Origin of the sequence: Streptomyces cinnamoneus, assembly GCF_014650495.1 — a bacterium.
GTDB classification, from domain to species: Bacteria; Actinomycetota; Actinomycetes; order Streptomycetales; family Streptomycetaceae; genus Streptomyces; species Streptomyces cinnamoneus.
On record NZ_BMVB01000033.1, the window covers coordinates 1 to 16,048 of the forward strand.

The following is a 16,048-nucleotide window of genomic DNA, read 5'->3' on the forward strand; positions in this document are numbered from 1 at the left end:
GGACCGGAACCTGCCCCACCTGCCGACAGACCGTCCCATGGCAGCCCTACGACACCACCTAACAAAGCACTACTAGGGGCTGTCGCCCCCGCCCCGTCCCTTCCCGTCATCGGGGGCTCTGCCCCCGGCCCCCGGTCCTCCATCGCCGGACGGGCTGAGTGCGTCCGGCCTTCACACCAAGGTGATCCCATGAGCGTCAACGTCCGCATCCCCACCATCCTGCGCACCTACACCGGCGGTCTGGCCGAGGTCTCCGCGGAGGGGGCCGTCCTCTCCGAGGTCATCGCCGACCTGGAGCGCAACCACCCCGGCATCGCCGCCCGCGTCCTCGACGAGTCCGGCAAGCTGCGCCGGTTCGTCAACGTCTACGTCAACGACGACGACGTCCGCTTCGAGGGCGGGCTGGGCGCGGCCACGCCGGACGGTGCCGGCGTCTCGATCATTCCGGCGGTGGCCGGCGGCTGAGCCGGTGAACGCGGTCACGCGCACCGGCTGATCAATGGCCTGAGCTTTTCTCAGCGTTCCTGAGCAATTCCCTGGAATCACCCCGCCCGTTAAACGGACGGGGTGATTCCGTCTGTTGAAGCGCGATACAGTTGGGGCGTTCCCCCTCCGGCGTCAGTGCCGAGCGCATATGAGAACCCGTCAACTTGTGCCGTTAACACGTGTACGAATTGCCGGGTTGGTGGCGTTTTGCCCGGCCCGACTTGCCCGGGAAGTGCCGTGAATCGGCACGAATGGCCGATCGGCCACGCCTGGAATTCTCGTCCGACTGACCTGTTGCAGACGGCATCCGTGCAGATACATTCAGCCGCGGTCGACGCGTTCCGGCGCACACCTCCAACCTGTCTGGGGGTGAGGTCTGACCCGGGTCCGCGAGGTGCGGTCCTGTGCAAGGGCCAGTAATAGGGGAGTTAGGCATGGCTCAGGGCACCGTCAAGTGGTTCAACGCGGAGAAGGGGTACGGCTTCATCGCGGTCGACGGTGGTGCGGATGTTTTCGTCCACTACAGCGCGATTCAGATGGACGGCTACCGCACCCTCGAAGAGGGGCAGCGAGTCGAGTTCGAGATCTCGCAGGGCCAGAAGGGTCCGCAGGCCGACATGGTGAGGCTGGCGGCCGGCTGATCGCGTCGCATCGACCACCGGCTCACTCAGCTCGTACGAGGGGTCCGCGCCTGTGAAGGCGCGGGCCCCTCGTGCGTGTGCGCGTGCGGGTGCGCGTCGTAAGGGGCCGACGGGGTGTGCGCGGGCCCCGGGCGGGGCAGGGTTGCATCCGGCGCGGGTCGCTGCGGGGCCGTACCCCCTGCCACTCGGGGTGGGATACCGGGCGGACCGCTTGCACTCGGGTGGGTCGAGTGCTAATCATTGGGCTTAGCACTCTCCGGGTGAGAGTGACAGATTTGGACCGTCGGTGAGGTCTGCGAGCCAAGCGGGGCAAGGAACCGCAGGGTGCGCGGGCCGTCCGTCGCGGGCGCCTGTGCGGTCCGGAGCAATCCACCCCCAGTCCGGGAGGACCACTTCACATGGCCAAGATCATCGCGTTCGACGAGGAGGCGCGGCGCGGCCTTGAGCGCGGTATGAACCAGCTCGCCGACGCCGTCAAGGTCACCCTCGGCCCCAAGGGCCGCAACGTCGTCCTTGAGAAGAAGTGGGGCGCCCCCACGATCACCAACGATGGTGTTTCCATCGCCAAGGAGATCGAGCTGGAGGACCCGTACGAGAAGATCGGCGCCGAGCTGGTCAAGGAGGTCGCGAAGAAGACGGACGACGTCGCCGGTGACGGCACGACGACCGCGACCGTCCTCGCCCAGGCGCTGGTCCGCGAGGGCCTGCGCAACGTGGCCGCCGGTGCCAACCCGATGGCGCTGAAGCGCGGTATCGAGAAGGCCGTCGAGGCCGTCTCCGCCGCCCTGCTGGAGCAGGCCAAGGACGTGGAGACCAAGGAGCAGATCGCCTCCACCGCCTCCATCTCCGCCGCCGACACCCAGATCGGCGAGCTCATCGCCGAGGCCATGGACAAGGTCGGCAAGGAAGGCGTCATCACCGTCGAGGAGTCCCAGACCTTCGGTCTGGAGCTGGAGCTCACCGAGGGTATGCGCTTCGACAAGGGCTACATCTCGGCGTACTTCGCCACCGACATGGAGCGTATGGAGGCGTCGCTCGACGACCCGTACATCCTGATCGTCAACTCCAAGGTCGGCTCGGTCAAGGACCTGCTGCCGCTCCTGGAGAAGGTCATGCAGTCCGGCAAGCCGCTGCTGATCATCGCCGAGGACGTCGAGGGCGAGGCCCTGTCGACCCTGGTCGTCAACAAGATCCGCGGCACCTTCAAGTCCGTTGCCGTCAAGGCCCCGGGCTTCGGCGACCGCCGCAAGGCCATGCTCGGCGACATCGCCATCCTCACCGGTGGCACGGTCATCTCCGAGGAGGTCGGCCTCAAGCTGGAGAACGCCGGTCTCGACCTGCTCGGCCGCGCCCGCAAGGTCGTCATCACCAAGGACGAGACGACCATCGTCGACGGTGCCGGTGACAGCGACCAGGTCCAGGGCCGCGTCAACCAGATCCGCGCCGAGATCGAGAACAGCGACTCCGACTACGACCGCGAGAAGCTGCAGGAGCGCCTGGCGAAGCTGGCCGGCGGCGTGGCCGTCATCAAGGCCGGTGCCGCGACCGAGGTCGAGCTCAAGGAGCGCAAGCACCGCATCGAGGACGCCGTCCGCAACGCGAAGGCCGCCGTCGAGGAGGGCATCGTCGCCGGTGGTGGCGTGGCCCTGCTGCAGGCCAGCCAGGTCTTCGAGAAGCTGGAGCTGGAGGGCGACGAGGCCACCGGTGCCAACGCCGTCAAGCTGGCCCTGGAGGCCCCGCTCAAGCAGATCGCCGTCAACGGTGGTCTTGAGGGCGGCGTCGTCGTGGAGAAGGTCCGCAACCTCACCGTGGGCCACGGCCTCAACGCCGCCACGGGCGAGTACGTCGACATGATCGCCGAGGGCATCATCGACCCGGCGAAGGTCACCCGCTCCGCCCTGCAGAACGCCGCGTCCATCGCCGCGCTCTTCCTGACCACCGAGGCCGTCATCGCCGACAAGCCGGAGAAGGCCGCTGCGGCCGCTCCGGGCGGCATGCCCGGCGGTGAGATGGACTTCTGATCGACCTCTGACGGTTGATCGCCTGTCCTTCCAGGACACCGGGGCGGCACTCCCTCGCGGGGGTGCCGCCCCGGTGGCGTTCCCGGCCGCAGCCGTGGGCTCCGGCGATGCCTCTACCCTTGGGGCGCGCAGGTTGTCATGTGACGGACATACGGACACGAGGGAAGGGAGCGTGCGGTGACGGCGGGGGAGGCGAACGGCGGAGAGCTGGTCGGGCAGGTGCTCGGCGGGCGGTACCGGGTGACGGCGACGATCGGGCGCGGCGGCATGGGCGTGGTCGCCCGGGCGGTGGACGAACTGCTGGGCCGCGAGGTGGCCGTCAAGATCCTTCGGGTCTACACCGACGCCTCCGCACCCGACCTGGCCGATCTGCGGGCCCGCATGCAGCGGGAGGCGCAGGCCGCCGCCCGCATCCGGCACGGCGGCGTGGTCACCGTGCACGACGTGACCGAGGAGCAGGGCCTGCCGGTCATCGTCATGGAACTCGTCGACGGCCCCTCGCTCGACGACGTGCTCGAAGAGCGCGGCCCGCTGGAGCCGCACGAGGCCGCGGCCATCGGCGCCGAGCTGATGGACGCGCTCGACGCCGCGCACCGGGCCGGCGTACTGCACCGGGACGTCAAGCCGGCGAACGTCCTGCTGGAGCGCGGCGGCAGGGTCGTCCTGACCGACTTCGGCATCGCCACCATGGAGGCGTCGGACGGCGACGCCGTGACCAAGCTGACCCAGAGCGGCCAGATCATCGGCTCCATCGACTACCTGCCGCCGGAGCGGGCGCAGGGCAGGGAGCCCGGCCCCGCGTCCGACATCTGGTCGCTGGGCATGACGCTGTACGCGGCCGTCGAGGGTGCTTCGCCGTTCCGCCGCACGTCCGTGTGGTCGACGATGACGGCGATCGTCAACGAGCCGCTGCCGGAGCCGCGCCGTGCGGGCCCGCTCACCCCGGTGCTGCAGGCGCTGATGGCGAAGGAGCCGGAGAACCGGCCCACCGCCGACCAGGCGCGCCGGATGCTGGAGCAGGTCGCTGCGGGCGGGACGGTGAACGTCGCCCCCAAGGCCCCCGTTCCCCCGCACCCGCCCACCGTCGCCGCCCCGCCGCCCGGGGCAGGGGCCGGGCCGGGGGCCGTGCCGACGCCGTCGGCCGCCGTCCCTCCGGTCACGCCCGCCGCCGTGCCGCCGCCCCCGCCCGGCTTCGGCCCCGCACCGTTCCACCAGCAGCCCCAGCCGCATCCGTCCCCGCAGCCGCAGCACGTCGGCTACCCGCCGCCCGGCGGGCCGGCCCCCTTCGCCCGGCCCGGTGATCCCGGCGACAGCCGCCCCGCTGCCGATCGCGCACGGCGCCGCCGCCGTACGGTCATCGCGGTGGCGGCCGCGGTGGTGCTCGCCGGCGCCGGCGTCACCTACGCCCTGACCGGCGAGTACGGCGACAAGAGCGGTGGCGGGGCGCAGGCGGCGCCCGCGGCCGGCTCGCCCTCGGGCAGCGGCGGACCGAGCGGAGGCGCAGCCGCCGACGGGAACTCCCCGGGCACCTCGCCGTCCGTCCAGGGGAAGCCGTCCGGCAAGCCCTCGCCGCGGCCGAGCGGCAGTGCCGGCGGCGCGAGCCCGCGCGCGTCGGCATCCGCGTCGGCCAAGCCCACTTCCGTGTCGAAGAGTTGCAGCGGCTGGAGCCACCGGGATCCGGCCCCGGGCAGCTACGGCTACATGTCGGGCAGCTACCACCTGCAGACCGGCCCGTACGAGAACTGCCCGTCGGTGTCCCTGGCCAAGTCCGGCACGAAGCTCTGGTACCACTGCTCCGTCGTCAACGCGCACGGCAACACGTGGACCTACGTCCGCGTGGAGGGCACGAAGACCTCGGGCTGGATGTCCAACGACAACCTCACCCGCCAGAGCGGACCGTCGACCCCCTGCTAGGGACCGGCCCACGGAGGGTGCGCAGCGCCGACGCCCTCCGGCACCGCTCCCTCATGCGGCACACTGGAGGTTTAGCCATACCGAAAGGGTGACGCGTGAACGGCCCCCTCATTGTTCAAAGCGACAAGACCCTGCTGCTGGAAGTGGACCACGAGCAGGCGGACGCCTGCCGACGGGCCATTGCGCCGTTCGCCGAGCTGGAGCGGGCGCCCGAGCACATCCACACCTACCGGGTGACGCCGCTGGGGCTGTGGAACGCGCGGGCCGCCGGGCACGATGCCGAGCAGGTCGTGGACGCGCTCGTCACGTACTCGCGCTATCCCGTGCCGCACGCCCTGCTCGTCGACATCGCCGAGACCATGGCCCGCTACGGGCGGCTGAAGCTGCTCAAGCACCCCACGCACGGGCTGGTGCTGGAGAGCACCGACCGGCCGGTGCTGGAGGAGATCCTCCGGTCGAAGAAGATCGTGCCGCTGGTCGGGGCCAGGATCGATCCGGACACGGTCGCCGTGCACCCCTCCGAGCGGGGCCAGATCAAGCAGACCCTGCTGAAGCTGGGCTGGCCCGCCGAGGACCTGGCCGGGTACGTGGACGGCGAGGCGCACCCGATCGAGCTCGCCGAGGACGGCTGGGCGCTGCGCCCGTACCAGCGGCAGGCCGTCGAGGGCTTCTGGCACGGCGGGTCCGGCGTCGTGGTGCTGCCCTGCGGTGCCGGCAAGACGCTCGTCGGCGCGGGTGCGATGGCCCAGGCCAAGGCGACCACGCTGATCCTGGTGACCAACACCGTCTCCGCGCGGCAGTGGAAGCACGAGCTGGTCAAGCGGACCTCGCTGACCGAGGACGAGATCGGCGAGTACAGCGGGACGAAGAAGGAGATCCGCCCGGTCACCATCGCCACGTACCAGGTGCTCACGACCAAGCGGAAGGGCATCTACCCGCACCTGGAGCTCTTCGACTCCCGGGACTGGGGCCTGGTCGTCTACGACGAGGTGCACCTGCTGCCCGCGCCCGTCTTCAAGTTCACCGCCGACCTGCAGGCGCGGCGGCGGCTCGGGCTGACGGCGACGCTCGTGCGCGAGGACGGGCGGGAGTCGGACGTCTTCTCCCTCATCGGTCCCAAGCGCTTCGACGCGCCCTGGAAGGAGATCGAGGCCCAGGGCTACATCGCGCCCGCCGACTGCGTCGAGGTCCGCGTCAACCTCACCGACTCCGAGCGGCTCGCGTACGCGACGGCCGAGACGGAGGAGAAGTACCGCTACTGCGCCACGACGGCCACCAAGCGGAAGGTCACCGAGGCGCTGGTGCGCAAGCACCGGGGCGAGCAGACGCTGGTCATCGGCCAGTACATCGACCAGCTCGACGAGCTGGGGGAGCACCTGGACGCGCCCGTCATCAAGGGCGAGACGACCAACGCGCAGCGCGAGAAGCTCTTCGACGCCTTCCGGCAGGGCGACATCTCGGTGCTGGTCGTCTCCAAGGTCGCGAACTTCTCGATCGACCTGCCGGAGGCGACGGTGGCCATTCAGGTGTCGGGCACCTTCGGCTCGCGCCAGGAGGAGGCCCAGCGGCTGGGCCGCGTGCTGCGCCCGAAGGCCGACGGTCACGAGGCCCGCTTCTACTCCGTGGTCGCCCGCGACACGGTCGACCAGGACTTCGCGGCGCACCGCCAGCGCTTCCTGGCCGAGCAGGGGTATGCGTACCGGATCGTGGACGCGGACTCGCTGCTGGCGGGCGAGGACGCCTGACGGGGGGCGGGGCGCCCGCGCAGGGCCTAGGCCCTGCGCTTGTCGGCGTACTCGCCGAGGACGACGACGCTGACGGCCGCGCCGGCGAACGCCTTGATCGCGCGGAGGGCGGTGGCGAGGGGCTTGGCGGGGGCCGAGGGGTCCGGGGTGATGGATGCCGTGGTCATGTCTCCATGATGGTTTTCCGCGGCCCCGTCGGCATCGGCCTGCCGGTGTAAACGCGCGGGCGCCCGCGTACGACCCAGGAATCATGCCGTCCCCTACGGGAGGACGACGGTGACCCTGAGGTACGCCAGGGGTGGGGGATAAATCGGTCGCGTGCCCCTGGGCGCCCCGACTACAATCCCCCCTTCCCGCCGCCTCCCGCCCGCACCGCTTCCGGGAGCGCCTCCGTCCGGTCGGTAACCGGGCGGTTCCCCGCTCACACCGCCGTACGCCTGGAGGCCCTGCCGTGCCCGCGCACGTAACGAACGTGACCGACCCCCTCGACCGTGAGCGCGCCCACCTGGCCTCTTCCCGGGCCGCGCTGCGGGCGATGCGGGCCGATGCCGAGTCCCTCGACATCAAGGACGTCACGGCCAACTGGGTCAACGCCGTCATCCTGCAGCGGCAGATCGAGGAGCGCATCACCGCCCTCGCCGACCTCGCGCACACCCCGCTCTTCTTCGGCCGGCTCGACTACCTGCACGCCCCGGGCGCGGAGCAGGCGGAGGGGGCCGAGGGCGAGCAGTTCTACATCGGCCGCCGGCACGTGCACGACGCCGTCGGCGACCCCATGGTCATCGACTGGCGTGCGCCCGTCTCGCAGCCGTTCTACCGGGCCTCCAAGAAGGAGCCCATGGACGTCCGGCTGCGCCGCCGCTTCGGTTACACCGGCGGCGAGTTGACGGCCTACGAGGACGAGGACCTGACGGACGCGGCGGCCGGCGACCGGGCGAGCCGGCTGCTCCAGAGCGAGATCGAGCGGCCGCGCGTCGGCCCCATGCGGGACATCGTCGCCACGATCCAGCCGGAGCAGGACGAGATCGTCCGGGCCGGCATCGGCGGCACGGTGTGCGTCCAGGGCGCCCCCGGTACGGGCAAGACGGCCGTCGGCCTGCACCGCGTCGCGTACCTGCTGTACGCCCACCGCGAGCGGCTCGCCCGCACCGGCACGCTGGTCATCGGGCCGAACCGGTCCTTCCTGCACTACATCGAGCAAGTCCTGCCGGCGCTGGGCGAGTTGAATGTGGCGCAGGCGACGGTCGACGACCTCGTCGCGCACGTGGAGGTGCGGGGGACGGACTCCGCCGCCGCGGCCCGGCTCAAGGGCGACGCCCGCATGGCGGAGGTGCTGCGGCGGGCGGTGCGGGCGGGCGTGACGATGCCCGTGGAGCCGGTGATCGTGGCGCGCGGGTCGCGGCGCTGGCGGGTGCCGGCGTACGAGATCGAGGAGATGGTGCGGGAGTTGCTCGCCCGCGACATCCGCTACGGCGCCGCCCGTGAGGCCCTGCCGCAGCGCATCGCGCACGCCGTGCTCGTACGGATGGAGGAGGCCGGCGAGGCGCCCGACGACCGGGTGCAGGACGCGGTCGCGCGCAACGCCGCGGTGAAGGCCGCGGTGAAGACGATCTGGCCCGCCGTGGACCCGGCGAAGCTCGTGCTGCGGCTGCTGTCGGACGCGGAGTTCCTGGCGGAGCACGCCGACGGGGTGCTGGAGGAGGACGAGCAGCGGGAGGTCCTGTGGGCGCGCCCGGCCCGGGGCGTGAAGTCGGCCGCGTGGTCGGCGGCGGACGCGGTGCTGGTCGACGAGGCGATGGACCTGGTGGCGCGCACGCCGTCGCTGGGGCACGTCGTCCTGGACGAGGCGCAGGACCTCTCGCCCATGCAGTACCGGGCGGTCGGTCGTCGCTGCACGACGGGTTCGGCGACGATCCTCGGCGACCTCGCGCAGGGGACGACGCCGTGGGCGACGGCGAGCTGGGAGCAGGCGCTGGCCCACCTGGGCAAGCCGGACGCGGCCGTCGAGGAGCTGACGCAGGGCTTCCGCGTGCCGCGCGAGGTCATCGCCTACGCGTCGCGCCTGCTGCCGGCCATCGCCCCGGGGCTGGCGGAGGCGACGTCGGTGCGTGAGGCGGCGGGCGACTTCGCGGTGCGGGAGGTGGCGGCCGGGGAGCTGGACGCGGCGGTGGTCGCCGCGTGCCGCGAGGCGCTCGGGCGCGAGGGCTCGATCGGCCTGATCGCCGCGGACGACCGGATCGCCGTGCTGGGCGGGCTGCTCGTGGCGGCCGGCCTGCCGTACCTCGCGCCCGGCGAGGAGAGCTCGGCCGAGGCCCGGCTGACGCTCGTGCCGGCGTCGCTGGCCAAGGGCCTGGAGTACGACTACGTCGTGCTGGACGAGCCGGCGGCGGTCGTCGCGGGCGAGCCGGACGAGCGCACGGGGCTGCGGCGGCTGTACGTGGCGCTGACGCGGGCGGTGTCGGGGCTGACGGTGCTGCACGCGGAGCCGCTGCCGGAGCGGCTGGCCGCCTCGGACACTCCCTAGTTAGTCCGCGGGCTTGAGGTCGTCGAGGTCGTCGAGGCCCTCCGCCGCCGTGAGGAGGGCTTTCACCAGTCCGGGGAAACGGGCGTCGAGGTCGGCGCGGCGCAGGCGCACGTAGCGGTTGCGGCCGACGGCCCGGGTGGAGGTGAGCCCGGCCTCGCGCAGGACCCGCATGTGGTGCGAGACGGTCGACTTGTGGAGGTGGCCGAGGCCGAGCCGTTCGGAGGAGCAGTCGTACTGCTCGCCGGTCGCGTAGATCGCGAACAGGCGCAGGCGCACGGGGTCGCCCAACGCGTGCAGCACCTTGGCCAGTTGGATGTCCGCGACGTCCGGCTGGGGCAGCCACTCGCCGTCGTTGTCCATGGTTCCTCCGATCGATGACCACTTAACTGTTGGATATCTGTCCAACAGTCTCTATTGTTTGGCGTGCGTCAAACTTTAGTGGTCGTTCGGGGGAGGACCTTGTGCGTTTCCGATTGCTCTTGCTGGCCCTGGGGGCGTTCGCCGTGGGCACGGACTCGATGGTCATGGCCGGCATCCTCGGCCTCGTGGCCCGCGACCTGGACGTCTCCGTCCCGGCCGCGGGCCAGATGGTGACCGTCTTCGCCCTCGCGTACGCGCTCCTCGCGCCCGTCCTCGCCACGGTGACCGCCCGGTGGCCGCGGCGCCGGCTGCTGCTCACCGCACTCGCGTTCTTCACGGTCGCGAACGCGCTGAGCGCCGTCGCGCCGACGTACGGGCTGCTGCTGGCCACCCGGGTGCTCGCGGCGGCCGGCGCCGCGCTCTACACGCCGACCGCCAACGCGGTCGCCACCTCGCTCGTACCGCCGGAGCGGCGGGGCCGGGCGCTGGCCACCGTGATGGGCGGCATGACCGTCGCGACGGCGCTGGGCGTGCCGCTCGGCACCTACATCGGACGGACCGACTGGCGGCTGACCATGTGGCTCGTCGTCGCCCTCGGCGTGCTCGCCTGCGCCGGGCAGGCCGTTTTCCTGCGCGAACTCCCCGCGCCCGCCGCCTCGCTGACGCTGCGTCGGCGTCTGGAACCGCTGCGGGACCGGCGGGTCGTGGGGGCCGCCGCGACCACGTTCGCCTTCTTCCTCGCCATCAACGCGGTGTACGTCTACCTCGCCACCGCGGTCGAGGGCGCGACGGGCGGCGACGCGGACCGGCTGAGCGCGGTGCTGCTGGTCACGGGCGTGGCGTCGGTGGCCGGCAGCTGGCTCGGGGGCCGGGCCGTCGACCGGCTGGGCGCGGGGTCCGTGCTCCTCGTCGCCGGCCTTGCGGCCGCGGCCGCCTTCGCCGCGCTGCCGTGGCTGGGGCGGACGATGCCGGGGGCGATGGCGTACGCCGTGGTGGGCCCGCTCGCGGGCTGGGCAATCGGCGTGGCCCTGCCGCACCGCCTGGCATCGATCGACCCGCCGAGCGCGCCGCTGCTGATCTCCCTCAACAGCAGTGCGCTGTACCTGGGGATCGCGGCGGGCGGCGGCACGGGGAGCGCGGCGATCGCACTGCTGGGGGAGCGGTGGTTCCCGTTGGCGGGGACGGTGCTGGCGCTGGCGGCGACGGGGTTGGCGGTGGCCACGGCGGGGGGCGGACGGGGCAGGGCGTCGGTGCCGGTGTCCGTCTCGTCTGACGCCGGGGCGGGGGCGGCTGCCGCGGGGGCGGCTGCCGCCGGGCCGGGGGCGGTGGGCACCGCCGGGGTGCGCCGCGGGGGCTGAGCGCCGTTGCGGCGGGCTTTCTTTCCCCAGCCCCGCCCCTTCCCGAAACCGTGGGCAAGCCCCCGGCCCCCGGGCACGTTCCGGCGGTGGCCGGGGCCCGGGCGCCTGTGACGGCGGGTGGGGGAGGGGCAGCCAGGGGGCGGCCCCGGGCGAGGGGGTAGCGGGGGCCCGAGTGCCTGGGGCGGTGGGCGGGGGACGGGGTCGCCGGAGGTGGCCCCGGGTGTCTGCGGTGTTGCGCCCCCGGCCGTCGTCGGGGGCGGGGGCTCAGCCGTCCAGGGTTGTGCGCCAGGTGCGGACCGCGGACGGGGAGACCGGGGAGTCCCAGCCCGCGGGGCGCGACGCCGTTCCGATGTGGAACGCGGTGACGCCTGCCTCGCGCAGCACCGGCACGTGCTTCAGCTGGAGGCCGCCGCCCGCCATGATGCGCGGCTCGTAGCCCGGTTCGTCGCCGCGGGCCGCCTCCGCGAGGAGCGTGGCGAGGCCGTCGTCGACGCCCGAGGCGGAGCCGGCGGTGAGGTAGGTGTCCAGGCCCGGCTGGTCGGCGAGCTGCTTGCGCACGGCGTTGCGGTCGGCCGCACGGTCGATGGCGCGGTGGAACGTCCAGCGGGCCCGCGGCCCGATGGCCTCGGCCAGGTCGGAGACGGCCGCCAGGTCGGCGCGGCCGTCGTCGGTGAGGAAGCCGAGGACGAACTCCTCCGCGCCCTCCGCGCGCAGCGCCCGCGCCTCCTCGCACAGAGCGGCCAGGGCGGCCGCGCCGCCCGCGGCGAAGCCGTCGGTGGCGCGCAGCATCACCCGGACGGGGATGTCGACGGCGGCGCGCACCGCCGCGAAGGTCTCGCGGGCCGGGGTGAGCCCGTCCGCGGCCATGTCGCTGACCAGTTCGAGCCGGTCCGCACCTCCGGACTGTGCCGCCACCGCGTCCTCGGGGCCGAGCGCGATCACCTCAAGAATTGGTCTAGACATGTAACAAGCCTCCCACACCCGTGGACCGGGCAGGAAGCCGAACCCCGGGATTCCCCCGATGGGGGCGGTGCCGGTGCGGGTGCCCGGCGCCCGGCATGCGCGCCGTCAGGGGCATCGACGGGAAGTGGCGCGCATGCCGGGGGTTTGTGCGGTGTCGTCAGCAGGAAATCAGGCTCTTGGCCGTCCAGCCGAAGCCGAAGGACCAGTAGGACTCCACCACGCTCTGCTGCGGTGCCACCGTGTGGCACGTCCGGCCGGGGCCGTTGGGGTAAACAATTCTGACGTTGACCGGCTGCGTGCAGCCGTTGGTCACCGTGGCCTTCACCATGCCGCCGAACATCGTGTACGGGGCGTCGAGCGTGACGCAGCCCGGCGCGTCCGCCGTCGCCGGCGAGGTCGCCGCCTGGGCCGTGCCCGAGACGGCGCCGATGAGGGCGACCCCGCCGAGCGTCACGGCGGCCGCCTTTACCAGCTTGTTCATGTTACCTCCAATTGAAATATGCAATTCCGGTAATGCGCGTGCATTTTTCTCCGGAAAGCTATTCGCGGGAGGGCGGGCGGGAAAGGGTGAATCGAATAATTCCATCCGGGTGTCGCGCGTGCCGGTTGATGATTCCGGCCAATGGGCATGCCATTTCCGGACGGTTTCGGCCCGGCCGTCACCGTGCCCCACACTGGTGCCCATGGCAGACACCCCCGAGGGCCCGTCCGGCCCCCCGCACGCCCGGCACGAGAGCCTGCGGGCCCGCTGGCGGCAGACCGTCGAGCAGGTCCGTGCCGCCGCCGAGCCCGACCCGGGTCCGTACGCCGAGGACCTCCTCGGCCGGTGGTCCGAGCCGCAGCGGCGGTACCACACCGCCGATCACCTCGACGCCGTCCTCGGGCACCTCGACGCCCTGGCCGCGCACGCCGACGACATCGAGTCCGTCCGCCTGGCCGCCTGGTTCCACGACGCCGTCTACCGGCCCGACCGCTCCGAGAACGAGGAGCGTTCCGCCCACCTCGCCGAGCGGGCCCTGGCCGAGCTGGGCGTCGACCCCGGACGCACCGCCGAGGTCGCCCGGCTCGTCCGGCTGACCGTCGGCCACGACCCCGCGCCCGGCGACCACAACGGCGAGACGCTGTGCGACGCCGACCTCGCCGTGCTCGGCGGGACGCCGCAGCAGTACGCGGCCTACGCGGCGGCGGTCCGCGAGGAGTACGGCTTCGTGCCCGACGACGCGTTCCGGGCCGGCCGCGCCGACGTGCTCCGCCGGCTGCTGGCCCTGCCGCGCCTGTTCCGCACGCCACTCGGGCACGACCGGTGGGAGCTGCTCGCGCGCCGTAACCTCACCACCGAACTGGAACTGCTCACCGCCTGAGAGGTCAGGCCCCGCCCGTCCCCCGGGGCACGCCGCGGGTGCGCTTGGGGCGTCGCAGGCCCGCCTCCCTCAGCAGGCGCACCAGGACCTTGCTGCCCACCTCGGTGGCGCCCAGCCGCACCGCCTCCGCGTACGAGGCCGCCGGCACGTCGTAGTGGTCGCCGTCGAACGCCCGGGGCGGGGCGCCCAGGCGGGCCGCGAAGGTGTGGAGTTCGTCGAAGGACTCGTCGCTGATCAGGTGCGACCACATGCGGCCGTGACCCGGCCAGTTCGGCGGGTCGATGTAGATCACCGGCGCAGGGCCGTGGCCAGCGAGCCCACCCGCGCCACCAGCACCGCCTGCTTGGTGCAGGCCCAGTGCGGGTCGGGGCCCAGCTCCGGCTCGACCTCCAGCGCGTGCGGGTCGCCCGAGTCGGTGCAGACCGGGCACAGCGGCCAGCGGCCGTGCCGCTCCAGCAGCGCGTCCTGGACGTCCTGGGCCACCAGGCCGGGCAGGAACGCGACGCCCTCCGGCCACTGCTCCACCCACCACCTGCGGTGGGCCACCGCGTCCTCCACGAGCGAGACCACGTCGGCCTCCGCCGCATCGCCGGCCACGAGGTCGGCGAGGACCAGCGCCCGCGCCGTGTGCAGTGCCTGTTCGAGCTCCATGTGACCCATTGTCGGCTCGCCGGAGGGTTGACGGCACACCGGGCCGAAAATACCTTTCGAGCTGTGAGCAGCAAGGTGAAAGAAACTGCCGGCACCTCCGCACCGACGCCCCCTGCCACCCCGACGCCCCCGGCCGCCCTCGCCGCCAAGGTCCGTACGCTCGCCCCCTCGATGACCCGCTCCATGCAGCGCGTCGCGGAGGCCGTGGCGAACGATCCGGCCGGGTCCGCCGCGCTCACCGTCACCGGGCTCGCGGAGCGCACCGGCACCAGCGAGGCCACCGTCGTGCGCACCGCCCGCATCCTCGGCTACCCCGGCTACCGGGACCTGCGGCTCGCGCTCGCCGCGCTCGCCGCCGAGCAGGCGGCCGGCCGGGCGCCCTCGGTCACCGCCGACATCGCCGTCGACGACCCGCTGGCCAGCGTCGTCGCCAAGCTCGCGCAGGAGGAGGCGCAGTGCCTGGCGGACACCGCCGCCGGGCTGGACACCACCGCCCTGGAGGCCGCCGTCGCCGCCCTGGCCGGGGCCCGGCGCATCGACGTCTACGGCATCGGCGCCTCCAACCTCGTCGGGCAGGACCTCGTCCAGAAGCTGCTGCGCATCGGCCTGATCGCCCACGCGCCCGCCGACCCCCATCTGGCCGTCACCAACGCCGTCCAGCTGCGCTCCGGCGACGTGGCGATCGCCATCACCCATTCCGGGCGCACCACCGACGTCATCGAGCCGCTGCGGGTCGCCTTCGAGCGCGGCGCGACGACGGTGGCGATCACCGGCCGGCCGGGCGGCGAGATCGCGCAGTACGCCGACCACATCCTCACCACGTCCTCCGCACGGGAGAGTGAGCTGCGGCCCGCGGCCATGTCGAGCCGCACCAGCCAGCTTCTCGTGGTGGACTGCCTGTTCATCGGCGTCGCCCAGCGCACGTACGACGACGCGGCGCCCGCGCTGTCCGCGTCGTACGAGGCGCTGGCGCACCGGCACGACCCGCGCGACCGGCGCTGACGTTCCCGTACGCCCCCGTACGCCCGCGTCGCGTCCGCCTGTGTTCCGTCCGTGTTCCGTCCGCCCGCACGGAGATCATCATGACCTCGACCGCCGCCTTCGCCGCCCTCCGCGCCCAGCTCGCCACGCTCACCACCGAGGCGTTCCGGCCGGACCTCGCCGACATCGACCAGCTGTCCACCCACGACATCGCCACGATCATGAACGCCGAGGACGCGACGGTGGCCGGTGCCGTCGCCGAGCGGCTGCCCGAGATCGCCGCCGCCATCGACGCCACCGCCGCCCGGATGGCCCGCGGTGGCCGGCTCGTCTACGCCGGCGCCGGTACGGCCGGGCGGCTCGGGGTGCTGGACGCCAGTGAGTGCCCGCCCACCTTCAACACCGACCCCGCGCAGGTCGTCGGCCTGATAGCGGGCGGGCCCGGCGCCCTGGTCGCGGCCGTCGAGGGCGCCGAGGACAGCGCCGGGCTGGCCGCCGCCGACCTGGACGCGCTGAAGGTGGGGGCCGACGACACCGTCGTCGGCGTCTCCGCCTCCGGCCGCACCCCGTACGCCATCGGCGCGGTCCGGCACGCGCGCGCCGCCGGGGCGCTCACCATCGGCCTGGCCTGCAACGCCGGCTCCGAGCTGGGCGCGGCCGCCGAGCACGCGGTCGAGGTCGTCGTCGGGCCCGAACTGCTCACCGGCTCGACGCGGTTGAAGGCCGGCACGGCACAGAAGCTCGTCCTCAACATGCTCTCGACCATCACGATGATCCGCCTCGGCAAGACCTACGGAAACCTGATGGTCGACGTCCGCGCCTCGAACGAGAAGCTGCGGGCCCGCTCGCGGCGCATCGTCGCCCTCGCGACGGGCGCGGCGGACGGCGAGATCGAGGACGCGCTGGCCGCGACCGACGGCGAGGTCAAGAACGCCATCCTCGTCCTCCTCGGCGACGTCGACGGGCCCACCGCGGCCCGGCTGCTCGACGCGTCGCACGGGCACCTGCGCGCCGCCCTGCGCGCGGCGGCCACCCCACCCTGA

General features: G+C 72.9%; 16 protein-coding genes. 10 read left to right on the plus strand and 6 right to left on the minus strand.

Features of this window, described 5'->3' with window-relative positions:
• Positions 1-189: 189 nt before the first annotated feature.
• The 5 genes from IE182_RS28735 (at position 190) to IE182_RS28755 (ending at position 6,807) form a co-directional block, all read left to right on the plus strand.
• Positions 190-465: a MoaD/ThiS family protein gene (locus IE182_RS28735; RefSeq protein WP_190112901.1), complete on the plus strand. Its 276-nt coding sequence runs from the start codon at positions 190-192 to the stop codon at positions 463-465.
• A gap of 455 nt (positions 466-920) precedes the next feature.
• Positions 921-1,127: a cold-shock protein gene (locus tag IE182_RS28740; RefSeq protein ID WP_005486335.1), complete on the plus strand. Its 207-nt coding sequence runs from the start codon at positions 921-923 to the stop codon at positions 1,125-1,127.
• A gap of 398 nt (positions 1,128-1,525) precedes the next feature.
• A complete protein-coding gene (groL, locus tag IE182_RS28745) occupies positions 1,526-3,148 on the plus strand; it encodes a chaperonin GroEL (RefSeq protein WP_071961765.1) in 1,623 nt (540 codons plus the stop codon).
• Positions 3,149-3,325: 177 nt separating this feature from the next.
• Positions 3,326-5,062, plus strand: a complete 1,737-nt coding sequence (locus tag IE182_RS28750) for a serine/threonine-protein kinase (RefSeq protein WP_190112902.1) — start codon at positions 3,326-3,328, stop codon at positions 5,060-5,062.
• A 95-nt stretch (positions 5,063-5,157) separates the two neighbouring features.
• Complete coding sequence (locus IE182_RS28755; protein ID WP_190112903.1) at positions 5,158-6,807, plus strand: DNA repair helicase XPB; 1,650 nt, start codon at positions 5,158-5,160, stop codon at positions 6,805-6,807.
• Between the two features lie 26 nt (positions 6,808-6,833).
• Here the strand turns inward: IE182_RS28755 and IE182_RS28760 are convergent, their stop codons facing one another.
• Positions 6,834-6,974, minus strand: coding sequence for a hypothetical protein (locus IE182_RS28760; protein WP_190112904.1), 141 nt, complete (start codon positions 6,972-6,974; stop codon positions 6,834-6,836).
• Positions 6,975-7,258: 284 nt separating this feature from the next.
• Between IE182_RS28760 and IE182_RS28765 the strand changes: the two genes are divergently transcribed.
• Positions 7,259-9,331: a HelD family protein gene (locus IE182_RS28765; protein ID WP_229845201.1), complete on the plus strand. Its 2,073-nt coding sequence runs from the start codon at positions 7,259-7,261 to the stop codon at positions 9,329-9,331.
• Here IE182_RS28765 and IE182_RS28770 read toward each other — a convergent pair whose 3' ends face one another.
• On the minus strand, positions 9,332-9,691 hold the full coding sequence (locus IE182_RS28770) for an ArsR/SmtB family transcription factor (protein WP_190112905.1): 360 nt from the start codon (positions 9,689-9,691) through the stop codon (positions 9,332-9,334).
• A 101-nt stretch (positions 9,692-9,792) separates the two neighbouring features.
• Between IE182_RS28770 and IE182_RS28775 the strand changes: the two genes are divergently transcribed.
• The gene (locus IE182_RS28775; RefSeq protein WP_190112906.1) at positions 9,793-11,049 is read left to right on the plus strand and encodes an MFS transporter; all 1,257 of its coding nucleotides are present in this window, start codon (positions 9,793-9,795) and stop codon (positions 11,047-11,049) included.
• 264 nt (positions 11,050-11,313) lie between these two features.
• Here the strand turns inward: IE182_RS28775 and IE182_RS28780 are convergent, their stop codons facing one another.
• Together IE182_RS28780 and IE182_RS28785 are read right to left on the minus strand one after the other, a co-directional pair.
• Complete coding sequence (locus IE182_RS28780; RefSeq protein ID WP_190112907.1) at positions 11,314-12,012, minus strand: copper homeostasis protein CutC; 699 nt, start codon at positions 12,010-12,012, stop codon at positions 11,314-11,316.
• Positions 12,013-12,169: 157 nt separating this feature from the next.
• The gene (locus IE182_RS28785; protein ID WP_190112908.1) at positions 12,170-12,493 is read right to left on the minus strand and encodes an alpha-amylase inhibitor; all 324 of its coding nucleotides are present in this window, start codon (positions 12,491-12,493) and stop codon (positions 12,170-12,172) included.
• A 202-nt stretch (positions 12,494-12,695) separates the two neighbouring features.
• On the opposite strand from IE182_RS28785, the gene IE182_RS28790 reads away from it, so the two are divergent.
• Entirely contained in the window at positions 12,696-13,373 is a 678-nt protein-coding gene (locus IE182_RS28790) for an HD domain-containing protein (RefSeq protein WP_190112909.1), read from the plus strand.
• A 4-nt stretch (positions 13,374-13,377) separates the two neighbouring features.
• Here IE182_RS28790 and IE182_RS28795 read toward each other — a convergent pair whose 3' ends face one another.
• On the minus strand, positions 13,378-13,665 hold the full coding sequence (locus IE182_RS28795) for a DUF4031 domain-containing protein (RefSeq protein ID WP_268249642.1): 288 nt from the start codon (positions 13,663-13,665) through the stop codon (positions 13,378-13,380).
• Entirely contained in the window at positions 13,662-14,024 is a 363-nt protein-coding gene (locus tag IE182_RS28800) for a DUF8819 family protein (RefSeq protein WP_190112910.1), read from the minus strand. The genes IE182_RS28795 and IE182_RS28800 overlap by 4 nt, the downstream gene beginning before the upstream one ends.
• Positions 14,025-14,087: 63 nt before the next feature.
• Here IE182_RS28800 and IE182_RS28805 point away from each other — a divergent pair, with 63 nt between their 5' ends.
• Positions 14,088-15,026: a MurR/RpiR family transcriptional regulator gene (locus tag IE182_RS28805; protein ID WP_190112911.1), complete on the plus strand. Its 939-nt coding sequence runs from the start codon at positions 14,088-14,090 to the stop codon at positions 15,024-15,026.
• An 80-nt stretch (positions 15,027-15,106) separates the two neighbouring features.
• On the plus strand, positions 15,107-16,048 hold the full coding sequence (murQ, locus tag IE182_RS28810; protein ID WP_190112912.1) for an N-acetylmuramic acid 6-phosphate etherase: 942 nt from the start codon (positions 15,107-15,109) through the stop codon (positions 16,046-16,048).

What these genes read in the sequence shown, in the direction of transcription:
- IE182_RS28800 (WP_190112910.1), bottom strand. Translation starts at nt 14,024, where the DNA reads ATGGAGCTCGAACAGGCACTGCACACGGCGCGGGCGCTGGTCCTCGCC.
- groL (WP_071961765.1), top strand. Translation starts at nt 1,526, where the DNA reads ATGGCCAAGATCATCGCGTTCGACGAGGAGGCGCGGCGCGGCCTTGAG.
- IE182_RS28780 (WP_190112907.1), bottom strand. Translation starts at nt 12,012, where the DNA reads ATGTCTAGACCAATTCTTGAGGTGATCGCGCTCGGCCCCGAGGACGCG.
- IE182_RS28740 (WP_005486335.1), top strand. Translation starts at nt 921, where the DNA reads ATGGCTCAGGGCACCGTCAAGTGGTTCAACGCGGAGAAGGGGTACGGC.
- IE182_RS28790 (WP_190112909.1), top strand. Translation starts at nt 12,696, where the DNA reads ATGGCAGACACCCCCGAGGGCCCGTCCGGCCCCCCGCACGCCCGGCAC.
- IE182_RS28735 (WP_190112901.1), top strand. Translation starts at nt 190, where the DNA reads ATGAGCGTCAACGTCCGCATCCCCACCATCCTGCGCACCTACACCGGC.
- murQ (WP_190112912.1), top strand. Translation starts at nt 15,107, where the DNA reads ATGACCTCGACCGCCGCCTTCGCCGCCCTCCGCGCCCAGCTCGCCACG.
- IE182_RS28785 (WP_190112908.1), bottom strand. Translation starts at nt 12,493, where the DNA reads ATGAACAAGCTGGTAAAGGCGGCCGCCGTGACGCTCGGCGGGGTCGCC.
- IE182_RS28760 (WP_190112904.1), bottom strand. Translation starts at nt 6,974, where the DNA reads ATGACCACGGCATCCATCACCCCGGACCCCTCGGCCCCCGCCAAGCCC.
- IE182_RS28770 (WP_190112905.1), bottom strand. Translation starts at nt 9,691, where the DNA reads ATGGACAACGACGGCGAGTGGCTGCCCCAGCCGGACGTCGCGGACATC.